Below are 15,821 nucleotides of genomic sequence, written 5' to 3'. Positions count from 1 at the left end.
ATTTATCGTTATTACCAACAAAAAATGCTGAAAATTTTCTAAATCGACTTTGGAGACAGTCACTGTCTGTGAATCTCTGCTTAATATAGGTGTAATTAGAAATCTCAAATCCAAAATCAATGGATCGACGGTCTTTTTTGCTAGGTACTGGTACACTGACAATTTCACAACTGCTTTTTGGCTGTAGTGGAAACAACCAGACTCAATTCAAAGTACAGTTATTAAAAGGTTCGATACCAGGTCAGGTGGTTAATCAATTCCACAAAGATTTGCAGCAAAAAGTCGAGTTGAAGTTTGCTCCTGTGGAGCAGATACAAGATTTATTTGGGCAATTACAAAATTGGCAGCAGAAACCAAAAGCCAATGATGAGCAAGGATGGAGTCGTTTTATACCCTTTAGGCAAGATCAAAAAACTCCTCCAGCTGACCTAGTGACATTGGGAGATTATTGGCTAAAAGCAGCTATTGAGCAGAAATTAATTCAACCACTGCAAGACTCACAAGGAAACCAATTAAAGCAGTGGTCTACTTTGGATGAAAGGTGGAAAAAATTGGTAACCCGCAACGACCAAGGTAACCTAGATGCTCAAGGAAAGGTGTGGGGTGCGCCTTATCGCTGGGGTAGCACGGTGATTGTTTATAACCGTGACAAGTTACAAAAATTGGGATGGACGCCCAGAGATTGGAGTGATTTGTGGCGAGATGGCTTGCAGGAGCGTATTTCCCTACTCAATCAACCACGAGAAGTTATTGGCTTGGTTTTAAAGAAACTAGGAAAATCTTACAATACAGAAAATCTTGACCAAGTGCCAGACTTGGAAAAAGAATTACAGACATTAAACCAACAGGTGAAGTTTTACAGTTCCATTAACTACTTGGAACCTTTAATTATGGGAGATACTTGGCTAGCAGTTGGTTGGTCAAGCGATGTACTACCTATTCTAGGACGTTATCCGCAACTTGTGGCGATTATTCCCCAGTCAGGAACCGCAATTTGGGCAGACTTATGGGTACGTCCCGCAGGTATTGCTACAAATACTTTATCAGATCAATGGATTAATTTTTGTTGGCAACCAAACACCGCTAAGCAAATTTCTCTACTAACCAAAAGTAATTCACCAATTTCTACAAATATTACGGCTTCTGATATTCAGAAACCATTAAGGAGTTTATTACAAAGCGATCCCTCTGTTTTAGATAGAAGCGAATTTTTACTTCCCTTATCTCCATCAGCAACCAAACAATACGAATCTTTATTCGCCAAAATTAAGGTTTAATTGGTATAGGGCATAGGGCATTGGTTATTCTTTCTCCCCCTGCTCCCCCTGCTCCCCCTGCTCCCTCATCTCCCCACTCCCTTTTCTACAAAGAACGCCCTAACCCTATCTTGTTCTGATTACCCATCTGGATACTGCATAAAGCTGGACTGATACTAAAGTTACAAGTGTAGGTTCCTAAGGATTCTTTTTGATAATTAAATACCCGCACATTGTAACTAAAGTTTCGTGCAGTGCTACCTAAACGATTCACAAAATCATAGCGCTGTACATAGTCTAATAAGCTCCAAATTTGCTGATTGACTATCAAATCTACTCGCGCAGGTTCTTTATCAAAAGCTGGATATGCTATCCAATTATCTAATAGCTTTTTCTCAGCATTTTGTTGCGCCCACCATAAACTGGGAACCGTTAATCGTGCTGGGTTAATGGTGTTAGCTGTGATGATATAGTCTTTTGGCTTGGTCAATAAATCTAGTTCTAAAGGCGCACTAGAAGGTGACGGTATTGGGGGTGTTTGGGCTAGTGAAGGCGGGACTAGTAAAGCAGTGAGACTAATGGTTAGTAGTAGTGAAAATGATGTCTGGCGATGTTTGACGACAAGCCGCTTTGCGTCTACGCACAATTTAGGTATATGCATAACTGATACTAATTGGTAATTAGGGCACAAGTTAAAATTCGCACAGTCTAAAGTTTAATTGCAACGATGCGAATTCTTCGATAGTCTGCTATCCAAGTTCCTTGTTGATATAGTGTTGGCTTAAGATATTCCTCCACGACGCGAATTACTTGTATTTGTTGCTCATCAGAAAGTCCTGTTAAAAAACTGCTGGCGAACATCTGAATCCAGTTTGCCATACCTGCTTCTCCTTCTGCTAAAGGAGTAGGACGAGCAAATAGGGTGCTATAGATGACATCAAAGCCTTGCTGTTCTAATAGGGTGGCGTATTCACCAATACTAGGGAAATACCAAGGATTTAGGGCTTGTGCAGAGATATTAATTGCTTCTAAGGCGTTGGATAAAGCTGTGGCGATCGCCAAAACATTTCCCTTCCCACCAAATTCTGCCACAAAACGCCCTCTGGGTTTTAGGGCTTGATGTATGGAGGCGATCGCGCTATCTGCTTGTTTCACCCAATGCAATACAGCGTTAGAAAACACCGCATCAAAGGGCTGTTCAACTTGAAAATTTGTCGCATCGGCAATATCAAAGCGGATGTGGGGATAGTTTTCTCTTGCCTTTTCAATCATTGCAGGTGCGCTATCAATTCCCCAGACTTGGGCACCGGCTTGGGCAATTTTTTCTGTGAGTTGTCCAGTACCAGAGCCGAGATCCAAAATGGATTCTCCTGGCTGAGGGTTGAGTAATTGCAACAAGTCTTCGCCATATTGCCACACGAAAGCGTGTTTATCTTGATAAAGATTACTATCCCAATCACGATCGGGTATCACAAGATTATTCATAAATGATGAAATTATTGGTGTATTGGTTTGTCAATCTTTAAGTATGTGCCTGGAGTTGGCGATCGCCTGTTATCACAATAGAAAAGATTTTTAATCATGTCCAATATATTTTTTAGCTTTAACTAATATTTAAAAGATATTACTCAACTCATCAGATGGAACTACGACACCTGCGCTATTTTGTCACCTTGGCAGAGGAACTACATTTTGGACAGGCGGCCCAGAGATTACACATAGCTCAACCGCCTCTGAGCCAACAAATTCAGCAGCTAGAGAGAGAATTGGGCTTTGAACTGTTTCACCGCACAAAACGAAGTGTGCAATTAACAGCAGCAGGGCAAGTATTTCTGGATGAAGTACAGCAAATTTTGCAGCAATTACAGCAAGCAATCCGAGTTGGACAACAAACAAGTCGAGGTGAAATTGGACAGTTGGTAATCGGTTTTGTCAGTTCAGCGGCGTATAATATTTTGCCAACTATTCTGCGAACTTTTCGTAGTTGCGTACCTGGCGTGAGTTTAGAATTGCGTGAACTAACTACAGATCAGCAACTGGAGTGGTTGCGGGAAGGTCGGATGGATGTGGGATTTCTGCGTCCACCTGTGGAAGAAAATAGATTTAGCTGGGAGATAATTTTTCAAGAACCCCTGATGGTGGCACTTCCTGAAACACATTTGCTAATGAATCAAGCTGATGTTAGTTTGCGATCGCTTGCTCATGAATCATTTATTTTATTTCCCAGAATATTAGCGCCTGGACTTTACGACTTAATTATCAGTCTTTGCCAGCAAGCAGGCTTTAGTCCGAATGTTGCCCAGGAAGCTATCCAGATGCAAACAATTGTGAGCTTAGTAGCAGCCGAGATGGGTGTGGCGATCGTGCCAGCATCTTTGCAAAATCTCCAACGGACTGGGGTAGTTTATAAAAGCGTACAAGAATCTACCGCAAAAGTCGGCATTGCGATGATTTGGCGAAAAAATGAGACATCCCCAACTGTGCAGAAGCTTGTGGAGATAGTTAGACAAGTTACAAAGCAATAAAGTAAAAATAAAATTATTGTCGGGTGTGTTAGGCGTATATTTTGAGATTAATGATCGCGAGAAATATGAACTGCGCCTAACGCACCATCTTCTATTGCGGTGCGTGATAGCAAAGCCGTAACGCACCCTACTTAAGATTTACTTTATAAATGGTCTCTTATCTTGCAATACGTTTTATGAATCATTGATTTGTCTTACGAGCAAGTGATTGCCAGCTTCAGCTTTTGTTTATAAATAACCTCTTATCCTTTATTTTGTTGATAGCCACTAAAACAGTTATACATAGTATACCTAACATTAAGGAAGATTCAGGGACACGTGTTATAGAAAAAGAAGTGAGGGGATAACCTGTGTAGTAACCTGGATAACCTATTTCTAAATAGTCATACTCGTAAAACACATTATATGGCACTCCTGCTGCGGTGTAAGAAAATCCAAATTCACCCAATGTCAGAGGTTCATCGAATAAGAGATTATCATTGTCAGGAAATGAGCCTGGAGATAACAAAGACTCTATTGGATTGCCATTTCTTGTGCCAGTAATATCTATAATCTCATAACTATTTGTAGCTGAATCGTAAGGGTTAGTTGTTAATGTTCCTGTGGCTGTAACAATGTCATTTGGGTCAAGTACACTGGTACCAGAGTAGGAAAAATTAAAAATGGCGGCGGAAACAGGAGCCATCATAGTTGTTAAAAGGCAGACCGTACCAGTGATGGTAACTGCGAGCTTTTTGTCAAAATTCATTCCTTTTTTCCTTTGATTTGAAATCACTATTAACAAGGATTTTTCATGACTACTTATTTGTGTAACTAATAGCTGCTGGTAAGGGCTACGGTAGTACGTCAAAGGGTAGCATCATGTCGTTATCTTCGTGATTAAGCATGTGGCAGTGCCACACGAAGCGTCCAGTGAATGAATTGCCAAAAGGTAAGTTTGCTGCGGCTTTAGCACCGAAGGGAACTATCAGACGAACAACCTCAAACGGATTGACTACCACAGTATCCTTCCAACCAGCTTCGTTCGCTGCTGGCGGTTTTGGTAAACCTTTTAAATAGGGGGTAGGGTCGAGTGGTGGGTAATTATAGGGCACTGTATCCCCACCAGGTGCGTCGTGCATGAGTACTTTACGCGGTCCAGTAGCTCTGTATGCTGCGGAGTACGCAGTATCATTGATTGATTGGCGGTTGAGGATTTGAAATGGTACTAGATGCAAGTGCATTGTGTGGGCAAATGGCTGTAGATTGATAAAGTTCCACTGCTCTACTGTGTCTACTTTTGGTCGCTCCCTCAATTCTGGGTGGTTGGCTGCTTCATGCCAGTAAACCGCGTTGAGCATCATCGCTAACACTTGAAAGTTAGAGTTCAAAATATCTATTAGAACCAGGTTGCGCTGTTTCACTGGTTTGGTAGCAATTTTTGTGATTAATGGATTGTTTACTCGCAGCTGTGTGGGAATAGGTTTAGGAACGGCAGCACCCTTATTCACTGTAAACTGCATGATTTCTGGCATTTTAAAGAAACCCTGAGCAATTACCGTAGCCAAACCCTTAGGATAGGGTGCAGCAGCGTCATTTTGCAATACAATCTTCTCTCCTGGCAGGCTTTTAGAAAAGTCGATGAGTACGTCAGCTCGTTCACCAGGCCCCAGCAGTAGCTTAGACAAATATACTGGAGCATTCAGAAATCCTCCGTCACTGCCAATTTGAATTAGTTGCTGATTTGACGACAGCTTAAGTCTGAAAAATCGGGAGTTTGAGGCGTTGACGATGCGGAAGCGGTACAAAGTTCGGTCAACATTGAGGTTTGGCCAAGCCTTACCGTTGACGATCGCAACATCACCGTAAAACTCAGTTTTCCATGTGACTGGGAAGGACATCGAACCGTTGGAATTGAAGGAATGATCTTGCAGGATCAAGGGCACTTCATAGGGCGCTCCGGCAGGGATACCAAGGGGGCCATTGCCACCGATGGGATCGTCCTCATCCCTAATCAGATACATCCCAGCCAGCCCCGCTTGGAGGTTCAGGGCAGTCATACCAAGGGAATGGTCATGATACCAGAGTGTCCCTGCTTCTTGATTGTTGTTGTAGTTGTACACATTGCTCTGTCCGGGCAGGTATGTATCTTCTGGATAACCGTCGCTGTCAGGCTCGGTATTGCTGCCGTGTAAGTGGATGATTGTCCGTGGGTTAGTTATATCGGACGCATTGACACCATGCAAGTTGGTATCGACTGACCCAGCTAATGGGTGAGTACCGAGTTTGTTGAATGCCCGAATCCTAACGGGCGTTCCCCTTGTGACCCCTGGCTGTCTAATTAGTATTTAAGAGCTTGAAACTCAAGCACAGTGAGAAGTCCCTGATGTTGATTGACCAAAGATTGTATTGTGCTAACTGGATTACGATGAAGGCGACGTTTTTGTTGGCGAGGAGCTTGTGCGATCGCTAATCTACGACGTTGAGTTTTATACTCAGCTATAGGTACTTCCCGAATTTGTTGAAGTAACTGTTTTTCGTTTTGAGCTACAAATAGAACTTGATATTGGCCCAAATCACGTAATTCAACAGTTGATTTGCGTCCACTAATACGTCGCTGATGGCGACGCAAATGACTAAATAAAGACTCGATTTTCAGGTTATCTGGTGGCAAACCAGGGATATCATAGCAGTGTAATAAGTCAGTACTGTATTTATCCCATAAACGTTGTAACTTTTTTTTGAGAGCAAACTGTGCCGGATTTTGTTGATGGTCAGGTTGAAACATCTGTAATAACTCTTCCATCTCACGCCGAACTTGAAAGCTTGTTAAAGGGATTTGGGCAGTCTCTGTAATATCGATTACATCATCTGAGGTACGGTCAGAATTATTAGGATAGCGCAAACAATTAGCAATTCGTCGCAACCATTGGTGCGCCTCTGACAAGTCAGACGCGACTGAACGATTATTACTTAAGGCAAGGTCCACCCATACTGATAACAGAGATAAATAATCTGTATCAATTTCCCGGTATGGTAAACTACGTAGTACTTCTCCAATAGCTAATAGTTGCTGGTAGCCCATTAAACCACCCCAACTAAACGGTTTGCGACTTGTGCGATTGACACAATCCCGAATCGCCGCACGAATTTGAGCTTCCACTGCCATTAATTCTGCGTCTCGTGACAAATAGGGGATGACTGAAAAAGGGGGGTACTATCTAGCTGCTGTTCGGAGCTTGGTTTTTGGGGTCTTTCAGAGTAATCAGGAACTTTTGGCAGCCCGTCTAAATCTGCCTTTAATTGCTGTCGGAGCTTTGTATCTAATGGCAGCACAGATTCACTCAAATTACTTAGGAAGTGTGCCTGACAACGTTGATGTGGTACATCTGTCCAAGTTGAATTTATTGCCGCGATGATTGCTGATTCCCCATCTGATAATGTTGCCAGCACTGTGTACGGCAACTCCTTATATGGTTGCAGCCACTCAATTAACCGTTGTGCTTGTGCCTGTGGCAATTGAATTGCACTAACTGGTGTGCCACTTAATACCTCGTATAACACATACAACAAAGTCCCATGACCCTCTGGCTGTAAGGCATCAATTGCCCAAATCAAACCACCATGTTCAATCGCTGTCGCAGCTAACTTCTCAGCCGTATGTGCAATCGTTCCACCCAACAGTGCCAAAAATTGACCGTATAACTTGCCCACATTGCTTTCGTTAATTTCAACACCGCGCTGGTTTAATGAGCGTTGAATTTCTACCAACTGTTGATGCTCATGTTCATGTTGCCAACCAATAAATGCCAGCACGTCTAGCCCGTAGGTACTGTAAGGCAGACTGTACTTTAGCACCCCAGTAGCGTAGTAATGTTTACCAAAATGTGTGCAATTGGGATTGGTACATTCTTTACTTTTACCTGCCACAAACACTGCACCATCCATTGTTTGAATGGTTTTACGCATGTGCCTTGGTCTACGTAGAACTAACTCTTTACCACAATGCACACATTCGATGAGCGAACATTCTAAAATTATTCGTTTGATGTTACTGAATTTTCGTTCTGGGCGATGGCGAGGCAACTTTACTATCACTAATTTTTTACTGCTGCTAGGTGCTTTCCTCAGCTTACCTGCTTTGTATACCAACTAGATAGCTAGGGCTTGTGACCTCGAAAGTGGGGCCAAGATAAGGCAATCCGCCGTAACCCCAGGTAGGAATAGACCCTAAGCTGCTGTGGAACGAATGTCTACCTGGCGCAATATCTAAGGTACTAGGCGGTGAAATAGGGTATGAAATGGGCAGAGACTCGGTAAATTTTGAAAGTGGGGGCGAGGCTGCATAGGTTCTCTTTGCTTTGAGGAGTTCGGGGAGTAGGATTCCTGCTCCTAAACCTGCGCTCATCATGATAAATTGCTTTCTAGTTAACATTTTTGGTTGTATTGTAAAAATTAGTGTTGAGTCTACAAGGTTTTGGACGAATCGCACTATGTCACAGGCTTATGGTGCTATAGGTTGATTAGCGATCGCAGTTTGTTTTCTGACAAAATATGATTGTTTTTTTTCGACATCCCTAGCTGCTAAAAGTGTAGTCAGGGTGTTAATTATATGAGTACTTTCTTCTACAGCAGAGTTCATTTCTTCTGCCAAAAAGCTATGGGTTGCTTTGAACTCCCGAATCAGGGTATCTCGATCATTCTGAATAATTAATTGTGCCAATCGATTATAAGTAGACGCTAATCGCCCAATAGCTTCACGGCGCTCTGATGTAGCAAGCATAATATCTACTACCAGAGGTGCAGACTGAGTGAATAAGCGGCTAACTATGTCAATTTCCAGACGAAAAATTGGGCTGGAAAAATCTAAGCTCCGACGAATATTGATTTCTTCTTCTGCTAAGAAAACACCAAGACTAAAGGTTTTAAAGTTACGGATTGCTTGAACAGCAATCATCATTTGATCGTGTTCTTCTGGTGTAGACATAATCAGTTTACCACCATCATTTTCAATCAAATCCAAAAGCCATTGAAATGCATCATCTCCACGACCAGAACAGACTACAACTTTTTGAGACAAGAATGATTTGATGCCTGGGCCAAACATTGGATGTAAGCTCATTACAGGTCCACTATGCTGCTCAAGCATCGTCTGTAATATGGGAGTCTTAATACTAGTAATATCCGCTAAAGCAGTAGTTGGCGAAAGGTATTTAGCAAGTTTATGGATCACCTCTATGGTATGTTCAATCGGAACGCAAACTAAAACTAAATCTGCTTTTTTTAGCAGCGATTCTGCTTGTTCCCAGTCAGTGCGATCGAGAATACTGACGTAGTGACCGGCAGCTGAGAACTTCTGCTGGAAGAAGTGCCCCATCATCCCCCGTCCGCCAACTAGAGTAATCCGTCGTGGCTTGGTCTTAGCTGGAGGGGAAAATGCATTAGCAACAGCAGAGGTACAATCTGTAACCAGGTTTTTCCACATCGACTCTGGAACACCAGCCTGCACCAAGGAAAATGTAAAATTAGTAATTTGTTCTTCTAAAGAAATGGATTGTGATTCAGCTAAAATTGCAATTCTTTTACCTAGTAATTCAATGAGTTGTTGGTCAATTTTTTTCAGCTTTTCTGGAAGCATAAGACCTCTCAAATGTATTATTAATTTTTTTGGTGCATGGAAGACCGATGTTTGCGACAGACTACGGCTAGGCCTAACTGAATATCGCTAAATCTGGGCGTAACTGTGCAGCCCCGCGCAAATAAATGGGGCGTAATGCACTCTGAGGCATGGGGGTATTGAAGTGAATTAGCACCCGAATACAGCATTTCAGACTACCATTTACCTGCATTTGCTGCACATCCAAGAGAGGAACTCGATCCCAGTTTGGACGACGACGTGCCACCGCAGCTGGAAATATGGCATCTAAGTCAGGAGTAGCGGAAAAAGTGACACTAACGATTTCGGCAGGATCTAAGGGATTGTTTACTTCTAAGGCGTTCAATAACTCATCCACAGCTTCTGCGATCGCTTGTGCTGAATTATGATTAACTGTAGTTGCACCCCGGAGTCCCCGCACCCGCCATTCTCCAGGTGGCGCTGATATGTTAATTTGTTGGTATGTATGTGTAAGAAATGTGAGCTTATCCATATTGATTTGACCGTGCCAATTTTAGATTATTTCGGTTCATGCCCAAGTTCAGTAGTGCTGAGTCAACATATTCATTTCTAACTCAGCACTCAGCACTTCTTTGGTGATGAAAGAGGGTTAATTCAGACAGGCCTAAAAGTTAACTAAAGCAGCATTTTTTCTACATATCCATATCAAGTAGTTTTCCATGACGCTGACGACGACGGAAGATAAACCAAGCGCCTACTCCTAACAATGCAGGCAACAATGCAGGTTCAGGAATCTTTTCGATTCGGGTTTGGACAGTTCCTGTATACAACAGGTTGCCTATTGAATTCGGAAAGTCCACATTTGGGTAGACATCAAGGATTGCAGTACTTGGGACTGTTGTCCGTATAGCGGTAGATCCCTCAAATGAACCCTTTGGGTAATGAAAATAGCTCACGAAAGCCAACTCAGACGCTGGCTGCCGTTGAAAAGGAAGTACTTCCCAAAGAAAATCATCGGTTTCAGGTGCTGTAACACCATCTTCAAGACGAGGTAAAAAAACAATTGGATTGCCAATAGTTCCTTCAAAAACTCCCTTCTCCCCCAAGTCAAATTTATAATCATATCCCGCTTCAAAATATCCGGTAGCGTTCGGTGAATCCGCAAAGCCTATAGTAGTGTCATTGTAAGTAAAGTAACCGTTGACTCCTTCACCCTCGAAGCTGAATCTATACAGCGCTGCTTGAGCATTATCTATGTTTAATGTTACTGACATGAGTAATGCTGCCGCGCTGGAAATAGCAGGAAGCGATAATTTATTCAACAGAGCCATTTTTATTACCTCTAAACAAGATTGATTGCCAAATAGACTTTCTAAAATTACCCAAAAAAGTCTCATGGGGAGAACTGTTAGCATTAATAATTTTCTGCCATTTCATAAATCGGCTTTTAGGAAAGCTCAGACATTAAAAGCCTAATCAACCGCCTGAAGTTCATGGACTAAAACTAAATAAGCTAACAGAAAAAGACCTAAATATACTAAGTTGGTTCGCTATAATTAATGCTGTGCAGATAATACAGCAGAATTGGTGAATTCAGCAGTCAGAAAGGGCTACGTCCCGCTGCGCTAACAGAATTAGAATAGGCTCTGTGCCTAGTTTTAAGACTTAGATGGTGTACTTCATTAACTTGAAATCTGCTGTAATTGTCGGCGTTGACGACGGAAGATAAACCAAGCACCCACTCCCAGCAATGCAGACACTGATGCAGGTTCAGGAATTTTTTCGATTTTTGTTTTAACGGTTCCTTCAAAGGTGTAGTCTCCCGTTGTATTGGGAAAGTCCCAGTATGGGTAGACTCTGAGTCTAGCGGTGTCAGGTACACTCGTTCGTAGGGCAACAGAATCTGAAAAACTTCCCTCCGGGTAACTAAAGCGAATTGACAAACCGTATTGCTCCCCACGAGCAGCCGGAGGAACGTAAAGAATAAAGTCATCAGCGGCACCACCATCGTAGCCCAAATTACCAGGGCGTCCAAGATAAAGAACATTTCTGGCCTCATCATGTATATCTTGCTGTAATCCCTTTGTTCCCTCAGCCAGAATACCCCCTGCATTAACAAAATACTTTTCTACTGAGCCATCATACTCAGCAAGAGGAAAGTCAGGGCCGAGAGGTTCTATCTTATTAGCTGAATCATCATAAATAAAGTAACCATTTGCTCCCTCACCCTCGAAAGTAAATTTAAAAAGAGCAGCTTGGGCTGGATTTATGCCAACTGTTCCTAAAACTAAAAATGCTGCGATGCTGATAGCAGAAGCCATCGAAAATTTATTCAACAAAGCCATTTTATTTGTCTCGCAATATAAGTGTACTTGAATGTTGGAAATTTCGTTGTTTGGCAAGCGATCGCGTTACGGGCAATAATACCATGTGTATCTATGTAATCTTTGCATTGTGATAGGAATGGCAATATAAAGATTGTTTGCAAACTCAAATTTATCTATGACTCCTATAAGACCTTATGAATTTATTTTTGAGGATTTTTAGTCAGGAATTTAGTGCTTAAAAAATAAAGATTAAAGTCCTGACTAATTGTTTATCCATTCATCAAAAATTGACAAAATACTGATTCATATCATTAATCTCGATGGATAAGAAAACGAACCGCATTCGCGTTAGCGTTTCCCCTTGGGAGAAGGACGCAAAGAGCGCAAAGTAAGAGGTAAATAAGAAAATCTTAAAAGCTGATTCAGGTATTAAAATTAATGGGACAGACTATTGGTTCATGTCATTAATTTTGATGGTTTTAAAATTATCCGCGTCCTCGGAAGTTCTGAACTAAGGAAGCCTTTGCTGGTGACTTTTCTTTGTGTCAGCTTCAAGTCCTCAAAATTAATGACATAGACCACTACTATTGACGAATCAGAATTCTATCCTCTTGTTGAGAAAGGCTAACTGACGAAGCGGGAGCAGGGCCTAGGGCGACATCGCCCCAACGCATGACGCAGCTACCAGCATTAGATGATGAACCCATTGTGTAGACGAGAACTAGATCGTTTTCACGAATTTTACCTGCGTGGGCGGCGTGGTAGAGATTAGCTACGGGGAAGGTTGGCCCAATGTTGGCATATAGGGGATTGATGTTGATTGTACGCTCTGGTTCAATACCTAAAGCGCGGGTGCAAACTCGTGAATACCAGGCACTGGGTGTATTAAAAACAAAAAAGTTTATTTGATCTAAGGTGAGTCCAGCATTGGCGATCGCACCGTGGCAACATAAACGAATAAACTTCACCGTCGTCTCGTTAAACATCTTACTTGCACCCTTGCCACCTCGGATGAACATTTTGACGTTACCATGCTCATCGGTGGTGAATTCATTATAGAAAGCACCACAGGTAGCAGCAGTATTGGCAATTTTGGTGCCGAGAATACCTTGGTTTGGTTTCAGCTTACCAACTACAAAGGCTCCAGCACCGTCGCCCGATAAAAACGCCAGAGTATCATTTTCGTCGGTGTAGCGCGAATACGTAGTTGAGACGACCACTAACACATTGCGATACTGTCCCGTTTGCACCAAAGAACAGGCCGTCTGAAGTGAAACTAACGCTGAAGTGCAAGTTGATTCTATATTCCACGCCGCACCTTGTAGTCCCAGTTTCCCAGCAAGAAAAGCAGCATTACCAGGTGTGATTTGCTCTGGGAACAGTGAAGTCACGAGCATGAGGTCGATGTCTTCAGGAGATAGCTTTGCGGCTTCGAGAGCATCGATAGCGGCACGATACTCTAGTGAGAGGGAAGTCTCATCGGCAGCTAATACCCTTCGCTCGACAGTACCACGGAAGGGGTCTGACATATACGGTGCTACCTCTTGTGACCAGATATCATCGTCACTATTGACTGTGGCTTCATCGGGTACAAATAGTTTAGCCAGGGTTTTTTGTTCAGCCTCAGCAACCATCTCTGGGAAATTCTCTCTGTAGTAATTGTTTGTCCGGATGATGCTAGGAAAGTTAACTGAGACTGCACGAATACCTACTGGTTCTAATGTTGTCATGATAAATGTCCTTTTGATTTTGTTTTTAGCGTTGGGATTGGGGATTGGGGATTGGGGATTGGGGATTGGGGACTGGGGATTGGGGACTGGGGATTGGGGATTGGGGACTGGGGATTGGGGATTGGGGATTGGGGGTTGGGGATTGGGGATTGGGGATTGGGGAAAGACTTGCTGCAACTTCTCCCCTACCTCCTCATCCCCCTCATCTCCCTCATCCCCCTCATCCCCCTCATCTCCCCCAGTCCCCAGTCCCTTTTACACTGGTATAAATTTCTGATTAACTTCTGGGCAAGATTGAGAATTTACGTAGATGCACAGATTTAGGAACGCCCTGTTTTAGCTTCTATGGCTCCTTGCTGAATCAGACTTTGAATGCGACCTCCAATAGGTGCGGGTCGGGTTGAATCAATCTTCACATCAACGATGAATGGAACAGTGGAGGCAAGTGCTTTTTCTAAAGCTGCTTCCAAGTCAGATTCAGTATTCACACAGATGCCATCGGCTCCCATAGCTCTGGCGATCGCGGTAAAATCAGTACTCGGTATTTCCGTATCTATGGGGACGTTGCCACTTAACCCCTGCAATGCCATTCCTTGGGCGCACATATTGTAGCGTCCGTCGTTGAGGACAATCCAGACAGATGGAATCTCGAATCTCACTGCTGTGCTGACTTCGTTGTTCATCAGCATCGCTCCATCGCCAACAATCGCCACGGCTTTACCTTTTCGCCCTAATGCCGCACCAACTACCCCCGTGGTAGCATGACCCATAGAGCCAAAACCAGTACTAATCCGGTAACGATCTGGTTGGTTAAATCGCAGCAAGTTAGTTGCCCAAGCAAAGGAGTTACCCGCTTCAGCTAAGATTGAGGCATCGCTGTCCTCAACAATCAGCCGTTGAATTGCATCCATCAGTGCTTCGGGTCGCACTAAGCCATTGGTACGCTGAGTATTCGTGTAGGTTTCAGGACGCGGTAGGGAGGAAGTGGGAAACCAATTAAGACGCTCTGGAAGGTGTTTTAATATAGCTTTGAGGAATGTTTTGATTTCTGAGTGGACAGCGAGAGTCTCTACTGATGGATAAGCCACTCCTGGAACTTGCGGATCAATATCAACATGAATGAACCCATTAATCGGAGTCATGGCCGGACTCCAAAATGAAGTAGGCTCACCAAGGCGCGTTCCCAACACTAGTATCCGCTGCGGTCGTTGCTCCTGCATATATGTCAGGACAGATAAATGCCCACTAAAGCCTGTGACACCGATAAATTGGGGATGATGTTCTGGAAAAATCCCTTTGGCACGAGGTGATGTCATCACCGCCGCCCCAGTTTTTTCTGCCAACTGGCGGATTTCCTCTGCGGCGTGTCGCGCACCGAAGCCAACCCAGATGGCAAAGGATTCTGCTGATAACAACTTTACACATTCAGCGATCGCTTCTTCATTAGCTGTTGCTACAGATTGAAAAAACCCTTGGTCAGGTATCTGGACTTTTAATGGTGTAGTTTGTATTGGGGTTGGAACACTAATATGGGCTACAAAGCTGCCTGGTTGTGCTAAACCTTGGGCAAGTCTGCGAGAAATTTCTGGCAGTTGATCGCCAGACTCTAATATAGTTGCGTAATTGAATAGTGGGCCTGAGGTAAAAATCCCTGAGAAAGGCATTGTGTGGGCGCTGGTTTCTTGACAAGCTCCCCGACCGCGATTTCCAGTTGAGGTTGCAGCCGACAAGAAAATTACCTTTGCTCCTTCCCCTCGTGCAGCAAAAAGCCCAGTCAGAGCGTTAGTGATACCAGGGCCTGTAGTAGTGAATACCACGACGGGGCGATCGCTGGCAAAATAAGCCTCGGTGGCGGCAAAGGCTGCTCCTGATTCATGGCGAAAGTGAAGCAATTCGATGTTGCTACGGTTTAATGTTGCCCACAATGGCCCAATACCGCCTCCGGAAACTCCAAATGCATAGTTAACTCCCAAGTTTTCCAGGATCTCGACTAGAGCCTCTGCAACCGTAGGGGTTAATTCTGACTCTGGAGATTTTTCATTTGGCGATGCAGGGGAAAAAATGGAAGATCCAGTTGAAGTTTCAAATGAAATTTGATTAGATGAAGGGTTAATTTTTGTTCCCAAAGCTGGAGAATAATTAGCGTTTTTGTTGAGAGATTTAGTATTCATAATTGCCAACCTTGATTCCTCTTTGTTGATTTTTTACCTTTATTGAGTAAATCTCTTAGAAAAGTCCTTCTTTGCGTTCTATTCTCTGGGCGATCCCAAAAAATCAGAATTAGTATAGGACTATGATTTGATTTTTGAAAAACTCCGTACAACTCGAAAAGCCTGATTCCCTATTCCCTACTCCCTACTCCCCACCTACGTATATAATTTCAAAAA

Annotated in this window: 15 protein-coding genes; 3 read left to right on the top strand and 12 right to left on the bottom strand. The window is 43.2% G+C overall.

What is annotated here, in order from left to right:
- Window positions 1-119 precede the first annotated feature (119 nt).
- Complete coding sequence (locus IQ276_RS07060; protein WP_193925076.1) at window positions 120-1,277, top strand: extracellular solute-binding protein; 1,158 nt, start codon at window positions 120-122, stop codon at window positions 1,275-1,277.
- A gap of 85 nt (window positions 1,278-1,362) precedes the next feature.
- Here the strand turns inward: IQ276_RS07060 and IQ276_RS07055 are convergent, their stop codons facing one another.
- Complete coding sequence (locus IQ276_RS07055) at window positions 1,363-1,917, bottom strand: hypothetical protein (RefSeq protein WP_199342205.1); 555 nt, start codon at window positions 1,915-1,917, stop codon at window positions 1,363-1,365.
- Between the two features lie 47 nt (window positions 1,918-1,964).
- Window positions 1,965-2,741, bottom strand: coding sequence for a class I SAM-dependent methyltransferase (locus tag IQ276_RS07050; protein ID WP_193922503.1), 777 nt, complete (start codon window positions 2,739-2,741; stop codon window positions 1,965-1,967).
- Between the two features lie 155 nt (window positions 2,742-2,896).
- Here IQ276_RS07050 and IQ276_RS07045 point away from each other — a divergent pair, with 155 nt between their 5' ends.
- Window positions 2,897-3,781: a LysR family transcriptional regulator gene (locus IQ276_RS07045; protein WP_193922499.1), complete on the top strand. Its 885-nt coding sequence runs from the start codon at window positions 2,897-2,899 to the stop codon at window positions 3,779-3,781.
- A 217-nt stretch (window positions 3,782-3,998) separates the two neighbouring features.
- Here the strand turns inward: IQ276_RS07045 and IQ276_RS07040 are convergent, their stop codons facing one another.
- The 4 genes from IQ276_RS07040 to IQ276_RS07025 form a co-directional block, all read right to left on the bottom strand.
- Window positions 3,999-4,529, bottom strand: a complete 531-nt coding sequence (locus IQ276_RS07040) for a hypothetical protein (RefSeq protein ID WP_193922498.1) — start codon at window positions 4,527-4,529, stop codon at window positions 3,999-4,001.
- 85 nt (window positions 4,530-4,614) lie between these two features.
- Window positions 4,615-6,006, bottom strand: a complete 1,392-nt coding sequence (locus IQ276_RS07035) for a multicopper oxidase family protein (RefSeq protein WP_228043449.1) — start codon at window positions 6,004-6,006, stop codon at window positions 4,615-4,617.
- A 95-nt stretch (window positions 6,007-6,101) separates the two neighbouring features.
- Complete coding sequence (locus IQ276_RS07030) at window positions 6,102-6,929, bottom strand: hypothetical protein (RefSeq protein WP_193925712.1); 828 nt, start codon at window positions 6,927-6,929, stop codon at window positions 6,102-6,104.
- Entirely contained in the window at window positions 6,929-7,729 is an 801-nt protein-coding gene (locus IQ276_RS07025; protein ID WP_193925714.1) for a hypothetical protein, read from the bottom strand. Before IQ276_RS07025 ends, IQ276_RS07030 begins: the two co-directional genes overlap by 1 nt.
- 49 nt (window positions 7,730-7,778) lie before the next feature.
- Here IQ276_RS07025 and IQ276_RS07020 point away from each other — a divergent pair, with 49 nt between their 5' ends.
- Complete coding sequence (locus IQ276_RS07020; protein ID WP_190884765.1) at window positions 7,779-7,916, top strand: hypothetical protein; 138 nt, start codon at window positions 7,779-7,781, stop codon at window positions 7,914-7,916.
- A 348-nt stretch (window positions 7,917-8,264) separates the two neighbouring features.
- Here the strand turns inward: IQ276_RS07020 and tyrA are convergent, their stop codons facing one another.
- From tyrA to IQ276_RS06990, 6 genes are all read right to left on the bottom strand, one after another.
- Entirely contained in the window at window positions 8,265-9,398 is a 1,134-nt protein-coding gene (gene tyrA, locus IQ276_RS07015) for a bifunctional chorismate mutase/prephenate dehydrogenase (protein ID WP_193922271.1), read from the bottom strand.
- 73 nt (window positions 9,399-9,471) lie between these two features.
- Window positions 9,472-9,909 carry a chorismate mutase gene (aroH, locus tag IQ276_RS07010; protein WP_193922272.1) on the bottom strand — a complete coding sequence of 146 codons (438 nt, stop codon included), beginning with the start codon at window positions 9,907-9,909 and terminating at the stop codon, window positions 9,472-9,474.
- 160 nt (window positions 9,910-10,069) lie between these two features.
- Window positions 10,070-10,774 (bottom strand): PEP-CTERM sorting domain-containing protein, encoded by a 705-nt coding sequence (locus IQ276_RS07005; protein WP_235115495.1) that lies wholly within the window; start codon window positions 10,772-10,774, stop codon window positions 10,070-10,072.
- 285 nt (window positions 10,775-11,059) lie between these two features.
- The gene (locus IQ276_RS07000) at window positions 11,060-11,698 is read right to left on the bottom strand and encodes a PEP-CTERM sorting domain-containing protein (protein WP_228043434.1); all 639 of its coding nucleotides are present in this window, start codon (window positions 11,696-11,698) and stop codon (window positions 11,060-11,062) included.
- A gap of 590 nt (window positions 11,699-12,288) precedes the next feature.
- Complete coding sequence (locus IQ276_RS06995; RefSeq protein WP_190875453.1) at window positions 12,289-13,434, bottom strand: 3-oxoacyl-ACP synthase III family protein; 1,146 nt, start codon at window positions 13,432-13,434, stop codon at window positions 12,289-12,291.
- A gap of 320 nt (window positions 13,435-13,754) precedes the next feature.
- On the bottom strand, window positions 13,755-15,605 hold the full coding sequence (locus IQ276_RS06990; protein ID WP_193923046.1) for a ScyA-related TPP-binding enzyme: 1,851 nt from the start codon (window positions 15,603-15,605) through the stop codon (window positions 13,755-13,757).
- Window positions 15,606-15,821: the final 216 nt, after the last annotated feature.

The organism is Desmonostoc muscorum LEGE 12446 (assembly GCF_015207005.2).
Classification (GTDB): domain Bacteria; phylum Cyanobacteriota; class Cyanobacteriia; order Cyanobacteriales; family Nostocaceae; genus Nostoc; species Nostoc muscorum.
This window is presented reverse-complemented; position numbering and strand designations above follow the sequence as displayed.